The organism is Stappia sp. MMSF_3263 (assembly GCF_030733745.1).
Taxonomy (GTDB): Bacteria; Pseudomonadota; Alphaproteobacteria; order Rhizobiales; family Stappiaceae; genus Stappia.
On sequence record NZ_JASHIK010000007.1, the window covers coordinates 37,581 to 58,268 of the forward strand.

At 65.5% G+C, this 20,688-nt stretch carries 20 protein-coding genes; 13 read left to right on the plus strand and 7 right to left on the minus strand.

Annotated features, from left to right (window positions below):
* Positions 1-111: 111 nt before the first annotated feature.
* Positions 112-612 (minus strand): MarR family transcriptional regulator, encoded by a 501-nt coding sequence (locus RBB46_RS09770; protein ID WP_306028791.1) that lies wholly within the window; start codon positions 610-612, stop codon positions 112-114.
* Positions 613-851: 239 nt separating this feature from the next.
* Between RBB46_RS09770 and RBB46_RS09775 the strand changes: the two genes are divergently transcribed.
* Positions 852-1,238 carry a hypothetical protein gene (locus tag RBB46_RS09775; protein ID WP_306028792.1) on the plus strand — a complete coding sequence of 129 codons (387 nt, stop codon included), beginning with the start codon at positions 852-854 and terminating at the stop codon, positions 1,236-1,238.
* Between the two features lie 68 nt (positions 1,239-1,306).
* Positions 1,307-1,828 (plus strand): CreA family protein, encoded by a 522-nt coding sequence (locus RBB46_RS09780; RefSeq protein ID WP_306028793.1) that lies wholly within the window; start codon positions 1,307-1,309, stop codon positions 1,826-1,828.
* Between the two features lie 143 nt (positions 1,829-1,971).
* On the opposite strand, the gene RBB46_RS09785 is transcribed toward RBB46_RS09780, so the two are convergent.
* Together RBB46_RS09785 and RBB46_RS09790 are read right to left on the minus strand one after the other, a co-directional pair.
* Complete coding sequence (locus tag RBB46_RS09785) at positions 1,972-2,304, minus strand: helix-turn-helix transcriptional regulator (RefSeq protein WP_306028794.1); 333 nt, start codon at positions 2,302-2,304, stop codon at positions 1,972-1,974.
* Positions 2,305-2,468: 164 nt separating this feature from the next.
* The gene (locus RBB46_RS09790) at positions 2,469-2,690 is read right to left on the minus strand and encodes a hypothetical protein (RefSeq protein WP_306028795.1); all 222 of its coding nucleotides are present in this window, start codon (positions 2,688-2,690) and stop codon (positions 2,469-2,471) included.
* 173 nt (positions 2,691-2,863) lie between these two features.
* Here RBB46_RS09790 and RBB46_RS09795 point away from each other — a divergent pair, with 173 nt between their 5' ends.
* A complete protein-coding gene (locus RBB46_RS09795; RefSeq protein WP_306028796.1) occupies positions 2,864-3,424 on the plus strand; it encodes an NADPH-dependent FMN reductase in 561 nt (186 codons plus the stop codon).
* Between the two features lie 21 nt (positions 3,425-3,445).
* On the opposite strand, the gene RBB46_RS09800 is transcribed toward RBB46_RS09795, so the two are convergent.
* Entirely contained in the window at positions 3,446-5,215 is a 1,770-nt protein-coding gene (locus RBB46_RS09800; protein WP_306028797.1) for a murein L,D-transpeptidase, read from the minus strand.
* Between the two features lie 318 nt (positions 5,216-5,533).
* Here RBB46_RS09800 and cysS point away from each other — a divergent pair, with 318 nt between their 5' ends.
* The 10 genes from cysS (at position 5,534) to pssA (ending at position 17,482) form a co-directional block, all read left to right on the plus strand.
* On the plus strand, positions 5,534-6,979 hold the full coding sequence (cysS, locus tag RBB46_RS09805) for a cysteine--tRNA ligase (RefSeq protein WP_306028798.1): 1,446 nt from the start codon (positions 5,534-5,536) through the stop codon (positions 6,977-6,979).
* A 346-nt stretch (positions 6,980-7,325) separates the two neighbouring features.
* On the plus strand, positions 7,326-7,736 hold the full coding sequence (locus RBB46_RS09810) for an endonuclease domain-containing protein (RefSeq protein WP_306028799.1): 411 nt from the start codon (positions 7,326-7,328) through the stop codon (positions 7,734-7,736).
* Positions 7,729-8,259: a GFA family protein gene (locus RBB46_RS09815; protein WP_306028800.1), complete on the plus strand. Its 531-nt coding sequence runs from the start codon at positions 7,729-7,731 to the stop codon at positions 8,257-8,259. Before RBB46_RS09810 ends, RBB46_RS09815 begins: the two co-directional genes overlap by 8 nt.
* A 79-nt stretch (positions 8,260-8,338) precedes the next feature.
* The gene (cimA, locus tag RBB46_RS09820) at positions 8,339-9,931 is read left to right on the plus strand and encodes a citramalate synthase (protein WP_306028801.1); all 1,593 of its coding nucleotides are present in this window, start codon (positions 8,339-8,341) and stop codon (positions 9,929-9,931) included.
* 35 nt (positions 9,932-9,966) lie between these two features.
* Positions 9,967-10,896, plus strand: a complete 930-nt coding sequence (rarD, locus tag RBB46_RS09825) for an EamA family transporter RarD (RefSeq protein WP_306028802.1) — start codon at positions 9,967-9,969, stop codon at positions 10,894-10,896.
* A gap of 191 nt (positions 10,897-11,087) precedes the next feature.
* Positions 11,088-13,238, plus strand: coding sequence for a TonB-dependent receptor (locus tag RBB46_RS09830; protein WP_306028803.1), 2,151 nt, complete (start codon positions 11,088-11,090; stop codon positions 13,236-13,238).
* A gap of 142 nt (positions 13,239-13,380) precedes the next feature.
* On the plus strand, positions 13,381-13,800 hold the full coding sequence (locus RBB46_RS09835) for a helix-turn-helix transcriptional regulator (protein WP_306028804.1): 420 nt from the start codon (positions 13,381-13,383) through the stop codon (positions 13,798-13,800).
* On the plus strand, positions 13,797-15,746 hold the full coding sequence (locus tag RBB46_RS09840) for an ABC transporter ATP-binding protein/permease (protein ID WP_306028805.1): 1,950 nt from the start codon (positions 13,797-13,799) through the stop codon (positions 15,744-15,746). Before RBB46_RS09835 ends, RBB46_RS09840 begins: the two co-directional genes overlap by 4 nt.
* 136 nt (positions 15,747-15,882) lie before the next feature.
* Complete coding sequence (locus RBB46_RS09845) at positions 15,883-16,584, plus strand: phosphatidylserine decarboxylase (protein WP_306028806.1); 702 nt, start codon at positions 15,883-15,885, stop codon at positions 16,582-16,584.
* Between the two features lie 13 nt (positions 16,585-16,597).
* Complete coding sequence (pssA, locus tag RBB46_RS09850; protein WP_306028807.1) at positions 16,598-17,482, plus strand: CDP-diacylglycerol--serine O-phosphatidyltransferase; 885 nt, start codon at positions 16,598-16,600, stop codon at positions 17,480-17,482.
* A 131-nt stretch (positions 17,483-17,613) separates the two neighbouring features.
* Here pssA and RBB46_RS09855 read toward each other — a convergent pair whose 3' ends face one another.
* The 3 genes from RBB46_RS09855 to RBB46_RS09865 all read right to left on the minus strand — a co-directional run bounded on the left by RBB46_RS09855 (position 17,614) and on the right by RBB46_RS09865 (position 20,666).
* Complete coding sequence (locus RBB46_RS09855) at positions 17,614-18,357, minus strand: SDR family NAD(P)-dependent oxidoreductase (protein WP_306028808.1); 744 nt, start codon at positions 18,355-18,357, stop codon at positions 17,614-17,616.
* Positions 18,358-18,361: 4 nt separating this feature from the next.
* Positions 18,362-19,867: an amidophosphoribosyltransferase gene (purF, locus tag RBB46_RS09860; protein ID WP_306028809.1), complete on the minus strand. Its 1,506-nt coding sequence runs from the start codon at positions 19,865-19,867 to the stop codon at positions 18,362-18,364.
* A gap of 154 nt (positions 19,868-20,021) precedes the next feature.
* Positions 20,022-20,666, minus strand: a complete 645-nt coding sequence (locus tag RBB46_RS09865) for a CvpA family protein (RefSeq protein ID WP_306028810.1) — start codon at positions 20,664-20,666, stop codon at positions 20,022-20,024.
* Positions 20,667-20,688 lie beyond the last annotated feature (22 nt).

The following is a 20,688-nucleotide window of genomic DNA, read 5'->3' on the forward strand; positions in this document are numbered from 1 at the left end:
CGGAGCCCGCCGCCAACGGCCCGGTCAGGACCGGGCTCTTGCCTTGCCTGAACTATGGCTGCGGGCGCTCCCCAAACACAAGGAAAGCCTCGAATTTTAGTAAACTCGCGCCTAACCGGCCACGCTCTCGCCTCTGGTGGAGGCTTCGCGCTGAAGGTTGGCGCTGAGCAGTTCCGCCTGCCGTGTCAGGCGTGTAAGCAGCCGGTCGAGCAGGGCGCGCTCGCCTTCGTCGAGCGGGTGGAGGAGCGCATCGACGAACTTTCGCGCCTCCGGAACGAGCGAGCGATAGACCTCGGTGCCGCGTGGCGTCAGATCGAGGAAGCTTTCGCGCATGTCCCGCGTATTGGCCGTGCGAAGGATCATGTGCCGCGCCTCCAGCGCGGCGGCAGCGCGCGAGACCTTGGTCTTGTGCATGCGACTGTGCTGGCCGATCTCCTTGGCGGTCATCGCGCCGAACTGCCCGAGCGTTGCCATGATGCGCCATTCTGGCACCGAGATCCGGTACCGGCGGCGATAGATGCCGGCCAGCGACTGACTGGCGGTCTCCGCCAGGACATTCAGCCGGTAGGGAAGAAAACCTTCCAGTTCGAGCAGGGTCTTGTCTTGCGTCATGCCGAGGGTCCGCAGCGGGGAGTGATGACGGCTGACGGTGCAATCAGCGCGCGTATGATTGCAATTGTAACCAGTTGCGCCGCAGCCGGGCAAGGGTCTGGCTGGGAGGCGCCGCCGCCATGCGACCGGTGGGCGCAGGCGCGGCGCTTGCCTGTCGGTCGCCGGCGTGGCACTCAGGCTCGACCGTCGATGCCGATCGCCCGTATGAGAGGCCCGGCGAGCAGGAGGCGACAGGCAGCATGGCAGGTTCACCATCGACATCCGGCGCGGCCGGCTCCGGGGGCAGTGAGCGCCGGGGAACGCCACCGCAGAGCGGCGCTCTGGTGTGGACCGTTCTCACTCATGTGCTGTTCCTGCCGCTTGCCGGTGCATTCCTGCCGATGCTCATGTTCGGGGCCGGACCGCAGGGCGGTTTTCAGGTGTCCGCCACCGGCGTGACCGTTGCGCTTGCCCTGGTCATCGCAGCCCTGCACGCCTTCGGCTGGTATCTCGCCGGGCGGAACGGCGAACGGCGGCTGCAATATGCGAACCTGCTGCTGGCTGCGTTGAGCCTTGCCTCGCTTGTCTTGCTGGCGACGCCGTCGCCGCTGGTCGGGCTCGTGCATGTCGCCGGCATCCTCTTCTGAACGGCCGGTTGCTTGCGGGGGGAGGCGCCGGAGCCCATATGGGAAACGCACACCACCTGGAGCCCATGATGATCGCACGACTTTTCCGCGCCGCCCTTCTTGCCGCCGCAGCGCTGGTGGCCATTGCCCAGCCTGCCTACTCGGCGGATGAACCGGATCTGATCTTCAAGAAGTCGACGGTGTGGAAATTCCTGACGCCGGATCACAAGCTGGCGACCTACGCGGTCGACGATCCGCTCGTCGAGGGCGTTGCATGCCACTTCACCGTTCCCGAAAAGGGCGGTGTCTCGGGCTGGCTTGGGGTCGCCGAGGAAGTATCCGATATCTCGCTTGCCTGCCGCCAGGTCGGACCGGTGTCGTTCAAGGAGAGGTTCGAGCAGGGCGAGGAGATGTTCCGCCAGCGCCGCTCCTTCATGTTCAAGAAGATGCGGATCGTGCGCGGTTGCGATGCCAAGCGCAACGTGCTCGTCTATCTCGTCTATTCGGACAAGATCATCGAGGGCAGTCCCAAGAACTCCACCTCGACGGTGCCGATCATGCCCTGGGGCGAGGCGGCCGCGCCGCGCTGCGCCGACTGGCTGGACGACTGATCCTTCGGCGCCCGCCCGGTCATCGGCCTTCGCTTACCCGGTTTGGTTCTTCCCGTCGGTCGCCCCGTGCCGGCCAGTTCCTGCCGGCAACGGCGATGCGAGAGCGAACGGATACCGGCACGGGTGCGAAGGCGCGATCCGGCTCAGGAGGCCGTTTCCAGGGTCTTGAGGCCGAGCGTCGTTTCCGGCGGGCAAAAGTGCTTCTGCAACAGCGCCAGAACGTCCTGCGCGACCTCGCTGTCGAGGCTGTAGTAGATCGTCGTGCCTTCGCGCCGGGTCCGCACAAGACCTTGGGCGCGCAGCAGGGCCAGTTGCTGCGAGACAGTGGGCATGCGCATGCCCGTCAGATCGGCGAGTTGACCGACATTGGTCTCGCCATTGGACATGTGGCACAAGAGCATCAGGCGCGGTGCGGAGGCGAGCATCTTGAGAAAGCCCGCCGCATCTTCGGCCTTTTCCTGAAGAGCGTTGATCATTCCTGTCCTTCCCGAATGCCTGTCGGCCGGCTTGCGGTTTGACGCGCGATCCTGCAATCACGCCCCAGTTTCGGGTCCGAATGTGGCCTCTTCGAGAGGAGCCTCAGGCATCTGCAATTCGAAGTCGCGACATTAGAGGCGAACAATCGGGCGGAAGCAAGATATCAGCGAATGCTAAAAGACGAACCCTTGGCAGGAATCGCAATAGAGCACACGTTTTCGCTGTAGGAACACGTGGAATGTGCCGCAATGCGCTGCGAGATGTCCCGATCCGCTCCGCCCGAAAGTACGAAAAGCGCGACCGGCGACAGCAACACGGCGCCGAAGAGAATCGCCGCAACCATCTGGCGGCAGGTCGAGACGCGGGCGAGGGGGGAGTTGAACATGGCGGGCTCCGATACGCAGGAGTTGATCATGGAGCGATCATGCCCGTTCGCGTCTGAACCCGTTCTGAGCCGCCCCTTTATCCGCCGTTCAGATTGGTAAACCGCGCCGCCCCGGTGCCGCCGCGCGGGCTGCGCGCATTGACAGCGGCCGCTGGCTCGCCACTATCGCGGCCATGAGGTTCCTTGCCATATCCGGCAGCGCCCGGACCGGGTCCACCAATACGGCGCTGCTGCGGGTCTTGCAGGACGCCGCCCCCCGGGGAATCGAGCTCTCGGTGTTTGACGGGGTCGGGTGCCTGCCGGTGTTCTCGCCGGATCTCGACGGCCCGAACCCGCCGGAGGCCGTGCGCCGGTTCATGCGGATGATCGGGGAAAGCGACGGGCTGATCGTCTCCAGTCCGGAATATGTGCGCTCCATTCCCGGCGGGCTGAAGAACGCCATCGACTGGCTCGTGTCGGGAGAGGCGATTGTCGACAAGCCCGTCGCCCTTGCCCATGCCTCGCACAGGGGCGACGACATGCTGGAAAGCCTGCGCACGGTGCTTTCGACGGTCAGCGGGCGTTTCACGCCCGATATCTTCCTGCGACTGCCCTTGATGAAGATGGAACCGGCGGAGATATCGCAGATCGTCGGGAGCCCGGAACTCCGCCGCCAGGCGCAGGCCTATCTTCAGGCCTTTGCGCGCTTTTGCGCGGACGACACGAAGCCCGCTGGGGGCTCCATGCCGTTCTGAGGCCGTCCGTTTCGCGGCCTCCTAAAGATCCGTCGGCCGCAGCGAGGCGATCGCCTTGGCCAGAACCTTGTCGCGCTCGTAGATGTCGCGCCGGAAATGCACCGAGCCGTCCTTGTTCACCCAGGCCGTCAGGTAGGTGAGATGCACGGGCAGGGGATTGGCCAGCTTGATCACCCGGCGCTGACGGGTGTCGCGGGCCGCCTCGAGCTTGCGCTTGTCCCAGCCGTCGGGGGCAAGCAGCGCCTCACCGAGCGCGAAGGGATCCTCGGCGCGGATGCAGCCATGGCTGAACGAGCGTTGGGCGCGGGCGAACAGGGCCTTGGACGGCGTGTCGTGGATGTAGATGTTGAACGAATTGGGGAACATGAACTTGATGCGGCCGAGCGCATTGTTCTCGCCCGGATCCTGGCGCAGCGTGAAGGGGAACTTGCCACGGCTGTAGGAGCCCCAGGCGACCGACCATGGGTCGATCTCGCGATTGCCGGAAAAGACGCGGATGCCCTTGGCCGCAAGCGCGCCGGGATTGCCCTGCAGCATCGGCAGGTACTCCTTCGTGGCGATGGAATAGGGCACCGTCCAGTACGGGTTCACCTCCGCATAGGTGATCTGGTCGGAAAAGACCGGCGTGGCGTGATAAGGCTTGCCGACCACGACCCGGGTCGTGTGGATGGTCTTGTCATTGTCGACGACCTTCAGGTTCTGGTCGGCAAGATTGACGAAGACGTAGCGGCGGCCGAGATCGTCGGGCATCCAGCGCCGGCGCTCCATGTTCAGTTCCATCTGGTCGATGCGGCGCGAGATCGGCACGTTGATTTCGGCCAGCGTGTTCTTGCCGATGACGCCGTCGACGGCCAGCCCGTGGCGTTCCTGGAAAAGCTCCACCGCCTCGACAAGCGCCCCGTCATAGACGTCGCCGGTATGCGTGCCTGCGGTGAAGAGATCCTGTTCGGCGAGGCGCGCGCGCAAGGCCTCGAGCCGGGTGTCGGTCATGCCCGGCTTCAGGGTTTCGCCATCCGGAATGACGGTGAAGCCGCCGGATTTTTCCTTGTTTCGGTAATCGGCGAGCGCTGTCTTGAGACGTGCGTAGTTCGGCGTGTTGGGCGAGAGGCTGTCGAGGGCAAGGGCGAAATCCTCGCCGGATTCCACGAATTCCAGCAGCACGGCCGGATCGGGCGCCCTGGGGAAGAGGTTGAGGGACTTGTTGACCTCGTTCGGCTTCACCCGGCCGGCCGTCAGGTGGTTGGCGTAGGAGACGAACGTGTTCGACAGGGCCACCTCAAGGGCTGCGAGATCGTCGACGCCGGCCGCGCTGCCGGCCATCGCGTAGAGCCGCTCGGCGTCGTAGTCGGCCGGGTCGAGGGCATGTTGCGCGGCTGTCTCGAAGGCCTTCAGCAGCATGTCCCCATGCGGGTTGAGCCCGGCATCGGTGACCCAGAGCGGCTGGAATATGCGCCCCTCGTAAAAGCCGGAAATGCCGAGCTCCAGCTCGTCCTCGCTGCCGGCATTGAAGGCGGCGTCGAGCATCACCGTGGTGTTGGTGGAGAGCTCGCGGGCAATGGCCATCGCCAGCGGGTCGGTCGGAAGGGGGGCGGTGGCGGGTGCCTCGGCCTGGACGGCGTCGGTCGGGGCGGTTCCCGCCGGGGCGCTCTCGACGGGCAGCACCGACTGGGCGAAGGCCGGCCCGGTGGCGGCGCCAAGGAGCAGCGCCAGGGCAAGGCCCGCGATCGTTGCCGGCACGCCGCGCCGGCGGTCTCCGGGCGTCCTGGCATTGGCGCTTTCGAACTGGCTCATGAAAACCTCCCCTTCATATGGCTGACTCGCACCGGCAATATGGCACGCGTCCCACAACGCCAGTGTGATGCAGGACACGTGTCTCGCGCCAGCGAAAAGCCCGCCGAAGGGGCATACAACCGCCCTTTGCGGCTTGACCGGGGACGGCAAACGGGTCAGAACCTTGATCATGACAACGGCCACCCGGATGACGATTTCGATTCTCATTATTTGCAGCTAGCGACAAAGCTGGCTGTGGCCGTTCCCTCATGCGCGATGCTCTCCGACACGGGAGATTGAGACGGACGCCCCGGCCAGCTGGCCAGGAGACGACCGATCATGCCTTCCGATCATCGATTGAAACTGACCAACACGCTGACCCGCACGAAAGAGGATTTCGTGCCGGAGGACGCCAGCAACGTGCGCATGTATGTGTGCGGACCGACGGTCTATGACTATGCTCATATCGGCAATGCCCGGCCGGTCGTCGTCTTCGACGTGCTCAACAGGCTGCTGCGCCATCTCTATGGCGCCGATCACGTCACCTATGTCCGCAACATCACGGATGTCGACGACAAGATCAATGCGCGGGCCCTGCGCGACTATCCTGCGCTTGCCCTCAACGAGGCGATCGCTCGGGTCACCCAGAAGACGGCCGACCAGTTTCATGCCGATGTGAAGGCGCTGGGCTGCATGGAGCCGGATTTCGAGCCCCGCGCCACCCAGCATATCGCCGGCATGATCGAGATGATCAACACGCTGATCTCCCGGGGACATGCCTATCAGGTTGCCGGCGAGGTGCTGTTCGACACCGCCTCCATGCCTGCCTATGGCGAGCTTTCCAGGCGCAACCTGGAAGACCAGATGGCCGGCGCGCGGGTGGCCGTCGATGCCCACAAGAAGAGCCCTGGCGACTTCGTCCTGTGGAAGCTCTCGTCCGGCGACGAACCGGGCTGGGACAGCCCCTGGGGGCGGGGACGTCCCGGCTGGCATATCGAGTGCTCGGTGATGAGCGCCCATCATCTGGGACCGGTCTTCGATATTCACGGTGGCGGGCTCGACCTGATCTTCCCGCATCACGAGAACGAGATCGCCCAGTCCTGCTGTGCCCATGGCACCAAGCTGATGGCGCACTACTGGTTGCACAACGGCTTCCTTCAGGTGGAAGGCGAGAAGATGTCGAAGTCGCTCGGCAACTTCATCACCCTGCACGACCTTCTGGAGACGGAAAAGGTGGGCGGCCGCAAGTGGCCGGGTATGGCGATCCGTCTCGTCCTGCTGATGACCCAGTACCGCCAGCCGCTCGACTTTACCGAAAAGGCGCTCGAGGAGGCGGAGGGCCTGCTGGAGAAGTGGGACGACCTGCTCGCGCGCGCAGGCGTGACCGCGACCGCCGGGGCGGAACCCGCGACCGAGTTCCTCGAAGCCATGGTCGATGATCTCAACACGCCGCGCGCGCTTGCCGTCCTGCACGGACTGGCGCGCGAGGCGCGCGGCGGGGACACGGCATCGGCTCAGGCACTTGCCGACGCGCTGGTGTTTCTCGGTTTCGATCTTGCCGACGTCCGCAGGGCTGTCGATGCCGGCAGGCCTGCCGCCGCCGACCCGGCACTTGCCGCCCGGGTGGACGCACTGATCGCGGAACGAAACGCGGCGCGCGAGGCGAAGGACTGGGGCGAGGCGGACCGCATCCGCGACCTGCTTGCCGCCGAGGGCGTGGTGCTCAAGGACACCAAGGACAAGGCAACCGGCCTCGTCGAGACAAGCTGGGAGATGGCGCAGTGACTGTGCCCCAAACTCACATCTCTGCCCTTGAGAGGGGAGATGCCGGCGAAACCGGCAGTGGGGGAAAAGGCGCTCTCAACTCGCCCGCCAGGTAGTCGAGGGAACGTTTACCCCCCCTCTGTCCCCTGACGGGGACATCTCCCCCTCAAGGGGGGAGAGGGAGCGCAAGCGGAGAAGCTGAACCGTGCTCCGCCTGTTCTGTAGTCGTCAGAGGGCACGGAGATGAAACGGAGGTTCGCGCGGTGCCACAATCTCCTTTCTCCCCCCTTGAGGGGGAGATGTCGGCGATAGCCGACAGAGGGGGGGACATCGGGGCCGGAATAGGGGCAGGAGGATGGGCAGGGTCATGGAGCGACAGGAGCAAGCAGCCCGCCTGCGGACCAATGCCAAGCGCTTGCGCAGGGATATGACCGGAGCGGAGCGCCGTCTTTGGAAAGTGCTCAGGGCGCACCGTCTCGAAGGGGTAGGATTTCGCCGACAGATGCCGATTGCCGGCTATATCGTTGATTTCGCGGCACCGGCCCACCGCGTGATCGTGGAACTGGACGGGTCGCAGCATGGCGAAATCAACGGTCTTCAGGCAGACAGGCGGCGCGACCGACGACTTGAAGAGCTTGGATGGACGGTGCTCAGGTTCTGGAATGTGGATGTGATGAACGAACTGGACGGCGTCTGCAGGCGGATACTTGTCGAGTGTCAGTCACAAGGTACCGGATACGAACCGAGCGGTGCCATACGGGAGAACAGACATGAGTGAAGCCGAGTCCCATACCGGTGGCTGCCAGTGCGGCGCGGTGCGGTTCCGCATTTCCGGGGTGCTGGGCCGCGCCTCGATCTGCCATTGCCGCATGTGCCAGAAGGCGTTCGGCGGCTTCTACGCCCCGCTGGTCGCCATCGACAAGGCGCAGATCGCCTGGACGCGCGGCGAGCCGGCGCATTTCCGCTCTTCCAACCACATCACGCGGGGCTTTTGCCCCGCATGCGGCACGCCGCTCACCTACGAGGAGCCGGGAAACACGATGGCGGTTGCCATCGGTGCCTTCGACGCGCCGGAGGGCATCGTGCCGACCATCCAGTACGGGGTGGAGGGCAAGCTCGCCTATGTCGACGGCCTTTCCGCGCTGCCGAACCTGAAAACCATCGAGGACATGGCGGATGCCGGCTTTCTGGCCGACATCCGTTCCAATCAGCATCCGGACGAGGACACAGGAGACTGGCCGCCGGCCGACTGGCCCCAGGATGCGTGGTCGCATCCTCCCGCTCCGACGCGGCGCGACTGACAGGTCGCCGGGTTTTCCGGCGACACGAAGATTTCATCAAGACCGGCCCGAAGAGCCGGCGGCCCCAGGGATCACGACCATGACAGCGGAACGCCTCTACCTGTTCGACACGACGCTGCGCGACGGAGCGCAGACGGCGGGGATCGATTTCTCGGTGGAGGAGAAGATCGTCATTGCCGAGCTGCTGGAGCGGCTTGGTGTCGATTATGTCGAAGGCGGCTATCCCGGCGCCAATCCGACGGACACGACCTTCTTCGAGGAAAAGCGAACGAGAGCCGCGACCTTCACCGCCTTTGGCATGACAAAGCGCGCCGGCCGTTCCGCCGCCAACGATCCGGGCCTGCAGACCGTGCTCGGTTCGGCAGCCGATGCGATCTGCCTTGTCGCCAAGAGCTGGGACTATCACGTGCGCGTCGCGCTCGGCTGCTCCAACGAGGAAAACCTCGTGTCGATCCGCGAGAGCGTCGAGGCGGTGGTCGCCAGCGGCCGCGAGGCGATGATCGACTGCGAGCATTTCTTCGACGGCTACAAGGCCAATCCCGACTATGCGCTAGCCTGCGCGAGGACCGCCTTCGAGGCGGGCGCGCGCTGGGTGGTCCTGTGCGATACCAATGGCGGCACGCTGCCGCACGAGGTCTCGGAGATCGTGCGGCTGGTCGGCGCCCATGTCCCCGGCGCGCGACTGGGCATTCACGCTCATGACGACACAGGCCACGCGGTCGCCAACTCGCTCGCCGCGGTTGCGGCCGGCGTGCGCCAGATCCAGGGCACCTTGAACGGGATCGGCGAGCGCTGCGGCAACGCCAATCTCGTCACGCTCGTGCCGACCCTGATGCTGAAGGCGCCGTTCAGCGAGATGTTCGCGCTTGGCGTGACGCGCGAGGGGCTGGCCGACATCACGGCGATCTCGCGGGCCTTCGACGAGATCGTCAACCGTTCGCCGAACCGCCATGCGCCTTATGTTGGCGAGAATGCCTTCGCCACCAAGGCCGGCATCCACGCATCGGCGATCCTGAAGGAACCCGAGACCTACGAGCATGTGCCGCCGGAGACGGTCGGCAACCGGCGACGGGTGCTGGTTTCCGATCAGGCCGGCAAGTCGAACCTGATCGGCGAGCTGAACCGGCTCGGCATTGCCGTCGACAAGGCCGACCCGCGTCTCGACACGCTGCTGGCCGACGTCAAGGAGCGCGAGGCCCAGGGCTATGCCTACGAGGCGGCGGACGCCTCGTTCGAGCTGCTGGCGCGCCGAAGGCTCGGCGAGGTGCCGCGCTATTTCGACATCCACTCCTTCCGCGTCATGGTGGAACGTCGCTTCAACGCCATCGGCGAGCTTGTGACCGTGTCGGAGGCGGTGGTGAAGGTCGATATCGACGGCGAGACGCGCATGTCGGTGGCGGAAGGAAACGGCCCGGTCAACGCGCTCGACACGGCGCTGCGCAAGGATCTCGGCCGCTATCAGGATGTCATCGACGAGATGGAACTGACGGATTTCAAGGTGCGTATCCTCAATGGCGGCACCGACGCCGTGACGCGCGTCCTGATAGAAAGCCAGAACCGGCGCACGCATAAACGCTGGTTCACGATCGGCGTTTCCGGCAATATCGTGGATGCGTCTTTCCAGGCGCTGATTGATTCCCACACCTACACGCTGCTGAAGGCGGGCCGCTGACGGGTCTGCGGGCAGCTGCACCGGACCAGCTGATCATGACGACCTCCCCGGCGAGCGGGGCGGAGGATGCCGAACGGCGCCTCGGCCTTGCCTTTGCACTTTCGGCCTTCCTGATGTGGGGCTTTCTGCCTGCCTACTACAAGTGGACGGCCGCGATCCCGGCCGATCTGGTGGTTGCTCACCGGATTCTCTGGTCCGTGCTGTTCCTGGCGATCTTCCTCGGCCTGCGCGGCCGGCTGGGGGAGGTGGGAGCGATCCTGCGCGATCCCGCGACGCTTTCCAAGCTGACGCTGTCGGCCGCTGTGATATCGATCAACTGGCTGGTGTTCATCTGGGCGGTGGAGCGCGGCCGCATCCTGGAGGTGAGCTTCGGCTATTTCTCCAATCCCCTGGTCTCCGTTGCCATCGGCCTTGTCGTGCTGAAGGAGACGCTCAGCCGCTGGCAGGCGATTGCCATCGGACTTGCCACGGTGGCGGTGGGCATCCAGGCGCTGGCGCTGGGCGGCTTTCCCTGGGTGTCGATGGCGCTGGCCTTCTCCTTCGCCTCCTATGGCTATCTGCGCAAGACGGTGGCCGTCGGCGCTTCGCCGGGGCTGATGGTCGAGGCCATCGTGCTGGCGCCCCTGGCGCTCGCCTATCTGGTCTATGCCGGGATATCCGGCGGTGGGGCGGCCATGGCCGATGTCCTGCCGATCGACAGGCCGGGCCTGTTCATGCTCCTGATCGGCACGGGCGTGGTGACGGCGGTGCCGCTGGCGATGTTTGCCGCCGGGGCGCGGCGCCTGTCGCTGACGGCGGTGGGCTTGATGCAGTACATCGCCCCGAGCATCCAGTTCCTGCTGGCGCTCTATGTCTATGGTGAGGAGGTGGAGCCGGTGCGTCTGGCGACCTTCGGCCTGATTTGGGTCTCGCTGGCGATCTTCACGACCGACACGCTCTATCGCCACGAACGCCGCCGGAAGTGACGCTGGGTCACAAATCCCATTGGAACGACTGCCGATTTTAAACTTGACTCTTTTACTCATGTTTTTAGGTTGCGCTCGACCCATCAGCACCCGGGAGCAGGGTGCGGGTCGACAAAACAGCCAGCCGACCTTCTTGCAGCCTTGCCTGCCTGAGACCGCCAGCGACCCCAATCGCAACAATGGAGGCTCATGTGAGCAGGACAGGACATCGCGGCGGGCAGACCGCGCTGGTGGTTATCTGGATAGCCGCGCTGTGCGGCGCGCCGGTTTCGGCGATGGCCCAGGACAGCGGAAACAACGAGGGTGGCGAGGCTGCGGCAGGCGGCCGGACCCTGCTCCAGCGCATCACCGTCCCCTGGACGAATTTCGAGACGAACCCCTACGGCCGGCCGGCTGCCGGCAGCTACACGTCGGGGGAGGATCTGCAGGACCGTTTCGGTGGCGACGTCAACGAGGCGCTGCGCTCCAATGCCGGCACCTTCACCCGCCAGTCCTCGGACCAGCCGGGCATCACGCCCAATATCCGCGGCCTTCAGGGGCAGAGCCGTGTCAACGCGACCATTGACGGCGTGCCGCAGACCTTCACCAACCTGTCGGGCCATGGCGGCACGTTCGACAATTTCGTCTATGTCGACCCGAACCTTGTCGCCGGCATTGGCGTGACGCGGGGCCCGAGCACGGGCGCCGAGGGCATGGGCGCGCTGGCCGGAGCCGTCGATTTCCGCACGCTGGAGGCCGAGGACGTGTTGCGCCCCGGCAAGACGTTCGGCGCGATGACCACCTGGCGGGCCGGCACCAACGAGTATGGCTGGTCGGGCATGAGCGCGGCGGCCGCGCGGGCCGCGTTCTCCGAGGGCGAGATCAGCGTCATCGGCGCCTACAGCCTCTCCGAGTTCAATCACTACGACAACGGCGATGGCGAGAAGGTGCCCTTCAATCCCTCGCAGATGCCGCAGTCGGGCCTGTTCAAGGTCGCCATTGCACCGAACGCGAACCACCGGCTGAAGCTTGGCGGGCGATGGTATTCCAATGCTTTCTATGTCCAGAGCGGCGGCTATGACTGGACGATCGACAACCAGACCTACACGGCCAACTACGAGTACACGCCGGGCAACGACTGGTTCGACCTGCGCGCCAACGCCTATCACAACATCACCGAGGTCGCTTTCGACGGGACAGGCGGCGTGTTCCGGGGGCGGAACGGCACCCAGACCGGCACCGGTTTCGACCTGACCAACACCAGCCGGACGGAACTCGGCGAGATCGGCCTGCGTTTCAATTACGGCTTTGCCTTCTCCCATGACGACTACGAGGGCAACGACCAGCGTGGCGCCAATCCCGACGGGACGCTGATCAAGTCGGGCACCTTCGCCGAGGCCGTCGCCTCCTACGGTATCTTCGACCTGACGCTGGGCCTGCGCTACGACACCTGGAACATCGAGGGCGTGCGCGACTACGATGCGCCGGGGGCGGGGAGTTGCCCGCCCGGAGGGCCGGCCTGCCCGGTCGACATGGCCTCGCGTTCCGGTTCCGAATGGAACCCGCGCATCGGTCTCAGCGCCCGGGCAACGGACTGGCTGCAGCTCTATGCCAGCTACGGCCGCAGCTACCGGGCGCCGACGGCTTCTGAAATGTTCTATCCCGGTGGCCACAATTTCAACGGCGTCGGCGATCCGATCGCGGGCAACCTCGACCTCGTTCCCGAAATCATGTGGGGACTCGATATCGGGGCCAACATCACGGCCGAAAATCTCGTGATCGATGGCGACAGCCTGCGCTTCAAGCTCGGCTATTTCGACAACCGGATCGACAATTTCATCACCTACGGCCTTGACCAGAAGCCGGGCGAGCCGCGTCCGATACCGCGCTGGGTCAATGTATCCGGCACAACCCGGATGAACGGCTTCGAGATAGAGGGCGGCTACGATGCGGGCTTCGCGTATGCGAACCTTGCCGTCACGATCGCCGATACAGAGCAGCCCTTGCCCTATTTCGCCGGCATCGGCACGGATGTCGGGCGGCTGCCGGACGATTTCGCGACGCTCGACATCGGCGCGCGCTTCCTCGACCGCTCCCTTACGCTGGGCGGACGCATGAACTATGTCGGCGACAGCGTCCAGGCCTTCGTCGACCAGCGCAACTCCATCCCGATCCCGAGCTACGTCACCGTCGACATTTACGGCTCCTGGCAGTTCAGCGAGCAGGGCAAGCTCTTCGCCTCCCTCGAGAATGTCGGGGATGTCTCCTATGTGGCGGCCAATGCGGGCTTCGCGGATTCCTATTCGGGCAAGGCGACAGGGCGCGGGCGCACGTTCCTTGCCGGAGCCAGCCTGAAGTTCTGACCTGTCGCTTGTCCCCGCGAGTGACTTGAAGGGCGCCTCCCACAAGGGGGGCGCCTTTTTTGTTCGGGCCGGGGCCTTGCGGCTGGCCGGTCGGTCTTCTAGAACTCAACTCATCGTTAAATTACGATAGGACATGATTTCCATGGACACTCCTCGCGCTGCCCGCGGCCACGAGCGGCCCGCGCCTGCCGCCTTTTCCCCTGTCGTGCCTCCGGCTGTCGAGATCGAACGGCTGGCACAGGTCTTCAAGGCGCTCTCCCATCCCGTGCGGGTGGAGATCGTGAGCGCGCTGTCGGCCTGCGCGGGCGCCTGCTGCGGCGACATCGTGCGCAACCTGCCGCTCGCCCAGTCGACCGTCTCGCAGCATCTGGCGGTGCTCAGGGCCAGCGGTCTCGTCGAGATGCGTGGGGAGGGGCGCTGCTGCCACTACAGGCTTGCGGCCGACGCACGGGCGCTCGTCGAGACCGCCATTGGCCAGGTTTTCGCCGCGCGTGGATGCGGCGGCCAGACACCCAACACACTACAGGTGCCTTCGGGCGCCTGTCGAAAGGACACGGAATGACCAGCCGACGCTCGGGCATTGCCCGGCCCGCGCCACAGATTTCTGCCGACGAGGTTTCCACCCTCAAGACGCTCGGACAGCTCTGGCCCTATATCTGGCCCTCGGACCGGGTCGACTTGAAGATGCGCGTCGGCCTTGCCGTGCTGGCGCTGGTGATCGCGAAGATCGTCACGGTGTTCTCGCCCTATTTCTTCAAATGGGCGACCGATGCGCTGACGGTGGAAGGCGGCGATGCGGCCGCATCCGGCGGGACGCTTGGGCTCGGCGTGCTCCCGGTCTGGCTGGTGGCGCCGGTGATGCTGGTCATCGCCTACAATGTCGCTCGGGTGCTGTTCGTGGGCTTCAATCAGCTGCGCGACGCGCTGTTTGCCCGGGTCGGCCAGCATGCTGTGCGCCAGCTTGCCTTTCTCACCTTCCGGCACCTGCACGCGCTGTCGCTGCGCTTCCATCTGGCGCGGCGCACCGGCGGGCTGTCGCGGGTGATCGAGCGCGGCGTCAAGGGCATCGAGAACATCGTCCGCTTCACCATCCTCAACGGCATTCCCACGATCATGGAATTCGGCGCCATGGCCGGAGTGATCTGGTTCCAGTTCGGTTTCGTCTACGTGGTCGTCGTCGCGGTGATGATCGTCGCCTACACCTGGTTCACGGTGCAGACGTCGAACTGGCGCATCGCCATCCGCCGGGAGATGAATGACAACGACACGGAAGCCAATTCCAAGGCCATCGACAGCCTGCTCAACTTCGAGACGGTGAAGTATTTCGGCAACGAGCAGATGGAGGCCGAGCGTTTCGACCGCTCAATGGCGGGCTATGAGAGCGCGGCGACGCGGACCTGGACGTCGCTTGCCTGGCTGAATTTCGGCCAGGCCGTCATCCTCGGCGGCGGAACGGCGATCTGCATGGTGATGTCGGCGCGCGCGGTGATGGCCGGCACGCAGACCATCGGCGATTTCGTCATGATCAACGCCCTGCTGTTGCAACTGTCGATCCCGCTCAACTTCATCGGCTTCCTCTACCGCGAGATCCGCCAGGGCCTGACTGACCTGGAGGCGATGTTCCAGCTGCTCGGCCAGCCGGCCGAGATCACCGACCGCGCCGGCGCGAAGCCTCTTGCGGTCGCGGGCGGCACCGTGCGCTTCGAGGACGTGGTCTTCCACTACGATGCCAACCGGCCCATCCTGAAAGGCATCAGCTTCGAGGTGCCGGCCGGGCGGACCATCGCGATTGTGGGGCCGTCGGGGGCGGGCAAGTCGACGATCTCGCGGCTGCTCTTCCGCTTTTACGACGTCACCGGAGGGCGCATCACCATCGATGGTCAGGACGTGCGCGACGTCACCCAGGAGAGCCTTCGCAAGGCGACGGGCATGGTCCCGCAGGACACGGTGCTGTTCAACGACACGGTTGCCTACAATATCCGCTACGGTCGTCCGGATGCCAGTGAAGAGGAAGTGCGCGAGGCCGCCCGGATGGCGCAGATCTCGGACTTCATCGAGACGCTGCCGGACGGCTACCGGACGGCAGTCGGCGAGCGTGGGTTGAAGCTTTCCGGCGGCGAGAAGCAGCGCGTCGCCATCGCCCGCACGATCCTCAAGGCACCGCCGATCCTGATCCTCGACGAGGCGACGTCCGCGCTCGACACCCATACGGAGCGCGAGATCCAGGCGGCCCTCGACCAGGTCTCGCGCAACCGCACGACGGTGGTCATTGCCCATCGGCTTTCCACCGTCGTCAATGCCGACGAGATCCTGGTGCTGGAGCAGGGGCGCATCGTCGAGCGTGGCCGCCACCAGGACCTGCTGGCCGGGCAGGGGCTCTATGCGTCGATGTGGGCGCGTCAGCAAGAGGCGAGCGAGGCGGAGGAGCGGCTACGCACGGCCCGGGAGAACGATACGGGCTTCGTCCTGCGCGGCCCGCGCGCCGGGGAGGAGGTGCCGGCGGAGTAGGGCGGCGCCGTCCGGCGCTCCGGCTGATTTCCCGCGACGGATTGATTTTGCCGTGCCGTCCGGTGCAAAAGAGGCGGGATTGGCGCGTGCGGGGCTTGGACCCCGCGCGCGGCCGCGCTCACCAACGGGACCGCCCATGTCGCTGACCGATACGATTACCAAGACGCTCGTCCCCATTCATCGCGAGGGCTGGCCGTTCGTCGCCATCGCCGGCGCCGCGACGCTGGTCATCGGCTGGTTCGTCGACCCGCTGTTCTGGATCGGCCTGATCCTGACCGCCTGGGTCGCTTATTTCTTCCGCGACCCGGCCCGTGTGACCCCCATAGACGACGATCTCGTCGTCTCCCCGGCGGACGGCACGGTGTGCCAGGTCGGCCAGGCCGTGCCGCCGGCGGAGATGGAGCTTGGCACCGACCCGATGATGCGCATCTGCATCTTCATGAATGTCTTCAATTGCCATGTGAACCGCGCCCCGATCGGCGGCCGGATCACCCGCGTCGCCTATCGCGCGGGCGCCTTCCTCAATGCCGAGTCCGACAAGGCGAGCGAGGAGAACGAGCGCAACGGGCTGGTCATCGAGAGCGGCGAGAGCCGCATCGGCGTGGTGCAGATCGCCGGCCTCGTGGCTCGGCGCATCGTCTGCTTCGTGCGCGAGGGCGAGAATATCGGCGCGGGTGAACGCTTCGGCCTGATCCGCTTCGGTTCGCGGCTCGATGTCTACCTGCCGGAAGAGGCGAGCGTCAGGGTTGCCGTCGGCCAGACCATGATCGCCGGTGAAACGGTGATCGCCGACCTTTCCACCGAGACGCGCGAAAGCGTGCTCTCGCGGGTCAGCTGAGGCGCCCGGCAACATGTCCGCCCCCTTTGCTCCCTACGATCCGGGCCCCACGCGCCGCCGCCGCGGCCGTGCGCCGCGTTTCAGCCGGGTGCCGCTGCGCCTGATCCTGCCCAACCTTGTGACGCTGCTGGCGCTGTGCTCCGGCCTCACGGCCATTCGCATGGCGCTGGAGGCCCGCTGGGACTACGCCATCGGCGCCATCGTGATCGCCGCCGTTCTCGATGCGCTCGACGGCCGTGTCGCACGGCTGCTCAAGGGCACCTCGAAGTTCGGCGCGGAACTGGATTCGCTGGCCGATTTCGTCAATTTCGGCGTCGCACCCGCATTGATCCTCTATTCTTGGCTGCTGCAGGAAGTGCGGTCGATCGGCTGGATCGCGGCGCTGGTCTTCTCGATCTCGGCCGCCCTGCGGCTTGCCCGTTTCAATGTCTCGATCGACGATCCGGACAAGCCGGCCTGGGCGGTGAATTTCTTTACCGGCGTTCCCGCGCCCGCCGGGGCGCTGTCTGTGCTCTTTCCGGTCTATCTGGAACTCGTCGGCGTGCTGCCGCACTGGCCTGAACTTGCGCCTGCCGTGGCACTCTACGTGGTGGCCATCGCGCTCCTCATGGTCAGCCGGTTGCCGACATTCTCGGGCAAGAAGCTCGGCTCGCGGGTGCGCCGCGACCTAGTCCTGCCGCTCTTCGTGGCGGCCGTGTTCCTTGTCGCGCTTCTGGTCAGCTACCCGTTCGAAATCCTTGCGCTCGGCGTCGCCGGCTATCTGGTGTCCATCCCGCTGGCCTGGCACTGGCACCAGAAATACCTGAAGGGCGAGGCGGCGGAGACCGCCGATGAGGACGGCGAGGAGGAGACGGACCTCGACCATCTGGGCGACGACGACAAGGACGATGCCGGCTGAGGCCAGGGCCGGGAACAGAACGCGAAAAAAGCAAAAAGGCGAGCCATGCGACTTTCGCGCGGCTCGCCTTTTTTGGGTTTCGACATTGTAGAAAGTAACTATTTTCCGCTGCGGAAGATGCGCGGTCGTGCTTACGACGACACTTGAACAAAGTCCCGTAACTCTTTCGACGGAAAATCGAAAAGCTGTCCGTTTGCCTGGTTTTCCGGAGCCGCGAGATCGAGGATCGACGCGGCCAGTTCAGACGGGTGCGGCAGCGTCCCGGGGTCCTCTCCGGGCATGGCTTCGGCCCGCATCGCGGTGCGCGTCGGGCCGGGATTGACCAGCATGCCGGTAATCGGCGTCTGCATCGTCTCCGCCACATAGGTGCGCACCAGCGCCTCCAGTGCCGCCTTGGAGACCGAGTATGGTCCCCAATAGGCCTTGCACTTGTGCGCGGCGCCCGAGGACAGGAACACCACGCGGCCGGCGTCCGACTGGCGCAGCAAAGGGTCGAGCGAGCGGATCAGGCGCCAGTTGGCGGTGACGTTGATCGCCATCACCTTGTCCCAGACGCGCGGCGAGATGTGGCCGAGCGGCGACAACCCGCCGAGAATGCCGGCATTGCCGACCAGCACGTCGAGCTTGCCCCAGCGCTCGTGAATGGCGGCGCCCAGCCGGTCGATCGCGTCATAGTCGGTAAGGTCGACCGGAACCAGCGTCGCCTGTCCGCCGGCGGCGCGGATCTCGTCGTCGAGTTCCTCCAGACCGCCGACCGTGCGGGCGACCGCCACCACATGCGCGCCCTCGGCGGCCAGTGCCCGGGCGGTGAAGTAGCCGATCCCGCGCGAGGCGCCGGTGACAACGGCGACCCGCTCTTCGAACCTTTTCGTCATGGTGCTATCCTACTTCGACCAGGCGCGGGAGATGGGTGACATCCCCGTCCTCGGCCATGTCGGTGAGCGGCGTCGGGTAGTCGCCGGTGAAGCAGTGGTCGGTGAATTGCGGGGCGTCGTTGTCGCGGCCCTCGTATCCGATCGCCTTGTAGATGCCGTCCACGGAGAGGAAGGCGAGGCTGTCGGCGCCGATGTAGTTTCGCATTTCCTCGAGGCTGTATTTCGCTGCCAACAGCTTCTCGCGCACCGGCGTGTCGATGCCGTAATAGTCGGAGAAGCGGATCGGCGGCGAGGCGAGGCGGAAATGCACCTCGCGGGCGCCGGCGTCGCGGATCATCTGCACGATCTTCACCGAGGTCGTGCCGCGCACCAGGCTGTCGTCGACCAGCACCACGCGCTTGCCCTCGATCTGCGCCCGGTTGGCCGAATGCTTGAGCTTCACGCCAAGGGTGCGGATCTGCTGCGTCGGCTCGATGAAGGTCCGCCCCACATAGTGGTTGCGGATGATGCCGAGCTCGAAGGGAACGCCGGAGGCATCCGCGTAGCCGAGCGCTGCCGGGACGCCGGAATCGGGCACCGGCACCACGACATCGGCCTCGATCGGGGTTTCAAGCGCGAGCTGGCGGCCGAATTCCTTGCGCACGTTGTAGACGCTGCGTCCGCCGAGAACCGAATCCGGCCGGGAGAAGTAGATGTACTCGAAGATGCAGGGGCGCGCCGGACGGCGGCCGAAGGGGAAGTAGCTTTCGATGCCGCCGGGGGTGCAGACCACCACCTCGCCGTTTTCCACCTCGCGGATGAACTTGGCGCCGATGATGTCGAGCGCGCAGGTCTCGGAGGCGAAGATCGGGGCGCCATTGAGATCGCCCAGCACCAGCGGGCGGATGCCGAAGGGATCGCGCGCGCCGATCAGCTTCTTGCGGGTCAGCGCGACCAGCGAATAGGCGCCTTCCATCTGGGTGATGGCGTCGATGAAGCGGTCGACGATCTTGTCCTTGCGCGAGCGGGCGACCAGCTGCAGAACGACCTCCGAATCCGATGTCGACTGGCAGATCGCGCCTTCCTTGATGAGCTTCTTGCGCAGCGTCATCGCGTTGGTGAAGTGGCCGTTGTGGCACACCGCGATGCCGCCGCCGTCAAGCTCGGCGAACAGCGGCTGGACGTTGCGCAGGATCGTTTCGCCGGATGTTGAGTAGCGCACATGGCCGATCGCGTAGGGGCCCATCAGCCGGCGGATCGTCTCGGCGTCCGAGAAATGATCGCCAACGAGGCCCAGATGCCGTTCGGAGCGGAACTGGCTGCCGTCGAAGGTGACGATGCCGGCCGCCTCCTGGCCGCGATGCTGGAGGGCGTGCAGGCCGAGCGCGGTGATCGCGGCGGCATCGTCATGGCCGAGGATGCCGAACACGCCGCACTCCTCGTGCAGCCTGTCGCCCTCGATCTCCTCGCGCCAGAAATCGGTCGTCACGCTTTCGTTGCGGGAAGCATCATCATGTTCGGGATAGGCCATGGCCTTGCTCCTGGTTGCCCCTGGCGGTGCGGCGCCTGCCGTCGTCAGAAGGGGCTGCAAAACGCGCAAGGGACGGAACCGGTCTTGGCGGTCCGCCCTGGGCGCAGGGATAGCTGTCGGGGTCCGGGCCGGCTTCGCGTCCGGTCACGGGACCTTAGTTGGTGGACGAACCCGACGTCGTCAACTGTTCGAGGCCGCGGCGCTCGCTGTCGGAGTAGCCCGGTTCCTCGCCGCTCGCCGCCGGCTGGCTGGCGGGAGGCGTCGTGCCGCCCTCGGTCGGCTCGGTGCGGTTGCGGATCCGGTCGAGGATGGTGTTTTCCGGATTCTCCGGCAGGGCGGAGATCAGCCGGTCGCCGATGCTGTCGAGCATCGGCTTGGACTTCGCCGTCGCGATCCAGGCGGGCTGTTCCTGCCCGGGCACAAACCAGTTGAAGAACAGCATTGCCACGACCACCAGCAGCAGGCCCCGTGCCGCGCCGAAGACGAAACCGACCGTGCGGTCCAGCGCGCCGATGCGGCTGTCGAGGACGAAGTCGGAGATCCGCATCGTGATGTAGCTGACGACGATCAGGGTCACCAGGAAGACGGCGATGACGGCCACGCCGAGCGCGACATTGTCGTTGTTGATGTACTGCTTGGCGAAAGGCAGGACCTGCTTGTGCAGGTAGAAGGCCGCGACGGCCGCCGCCACCCAGGAGGCGATCGACAGGACCTCGCGGACGAAACCCCGGATCATGGCCAGGACGGCCGAGAGGAGCATTATGACGAGAAGGATTCCGTCGAGAATCGTGATCGGCATCGCTCGGCCTGGTCCTTGATCG

Bases quoted from the DNA above. Each gene is read 5' to 3' on its own strand.
- RBB46_RS09840 (WP_306028805.1), top strand. From the start codon at position 13,797: ATGACCAGCCGACGCTCGGGCATTGCCCGGCCCGCGCCACAGATTTCT.
- RBB46_RS09795 (WP_306028796.1), top strand. From the start codon at position 2,864: ATGAGGTTCCTTGCCATATCCGGCAGCGCCCGGACCGGGTCCACCAAT.
- RBB46_RS09810 (WP_306028799.1), top strand. From the start codon at position 7,326: ATGGAGCGACAGGAGCAAGCAGCCCGCCTGCGGACCAATGCCAAGCGC.
- purF (WP_306028809.1), bottom strand. From the start codon at position 19,867: ATGGCCTATCCCGAACATGATGATGCTTCCCGCAACGAAAGCGTGACG.
- RBB46_RS09800 (WP_306028797.1), bottom strand. From the start codon at position 5,215: ATGAGCCAGTTCGAAAGCGCCAATGCCAGGACGCCCGGAGACCGCCGG.
- RBB46_RS09845 (WP_306028806.1), top strand. From the start codon at position 15,883: ATGTCGCTGACCGATACGATTACCAAGACGCTCGTCCCCATTCATCGC.
- RBB46_RS09790 (WP_306028795.1), bottom strand. From the start codon at position 2,690: ATGTTCAACTCCCCCCTCGCCCGCGTCTCGACCTGCCGCCAGATGGTT.
- rarD (WP_306028802.1), top strand. From the start codon at position 9,967: ATGACGACCTCCCCGGCGAGCGGGGCGGAGGATGCCGAACGGCGCCTC.
- RBB46_RS09775 (WP_306028792.1), top strand. From the start codon at position 852: ATGGCAGGTTCACCATCGACATCCGGCGCGGCCGGCTCCGGGGGCAGT.
- pssA (WP_306028807.1), top strand. From the start codon at position 16,598: ATGTCCGCCCCCTTTGCTCCCTACGATCCGGGCCCCACGCGCCGCCGC.
- RBB46_RS09855 (WP_306028808.1), bottom strand. From the start codon at position 18,357: ATGACGAAAAGGTTCGAAGAGCGGGTCGCCGTTGTCACCGGCGCCTCG.
- RBB46_RS09770 (WP_306028791.1), bottom strand. From the start codon at position 612: ATGACGCAAGACAAGACCCTGCTCGAACTGGAAGGTTTTCTTCCCTAC.
- RBB46_RS09835 (WP_306028804.1), top strand. From the start codon at position 13,381: ATGGACACTCCTCGCGCTGCCCGCGGCCACGAGCGGCCCGCGCCTGCC.
- cysS (WP_306028798.1), top strand. From the start codon at position 5,534: ATGCCTTCCGATCATCGATTGAAACTGACCAACACGCTGACCCGCACG.
- RBB46_RS09785 (WP_306028794.1), bottom strand. From the start codon at position 2,304: ATGATCAACGCTCTTCAGGAAAAGGCCGAAGATGCGGCGGGCTTTCTC.
- RBB46_RS09815 (WP_306028800.1), top strand. From the start codon at position 7,729: ATGAGTGAAGCCGAGTCCCATACCGGTGGCTGCCAGTGCGGCGCGGTG.
- RBB46_RS09865 (WP_306028810.1), bottom strand. From the start codon at position 20,666: ATGCCGATCACGATTCTCGACGGAATCCTTCTCGTCATAATGCTCCTC.
- cimA (WP_306028801.1), top strand. From the start codon at position 8,339: ATGACAGCGGAACGCCTCTACCTGTTCGACACGACGCTGCGCGACGGA.
- RBB46_RS09780 (WP_306028793.1), top strand. From the start codon at position 1,307: ATGATCGCACGACTTTTCCGCGCCGCCCTTCTTGCCGCCGCAGCGCTG.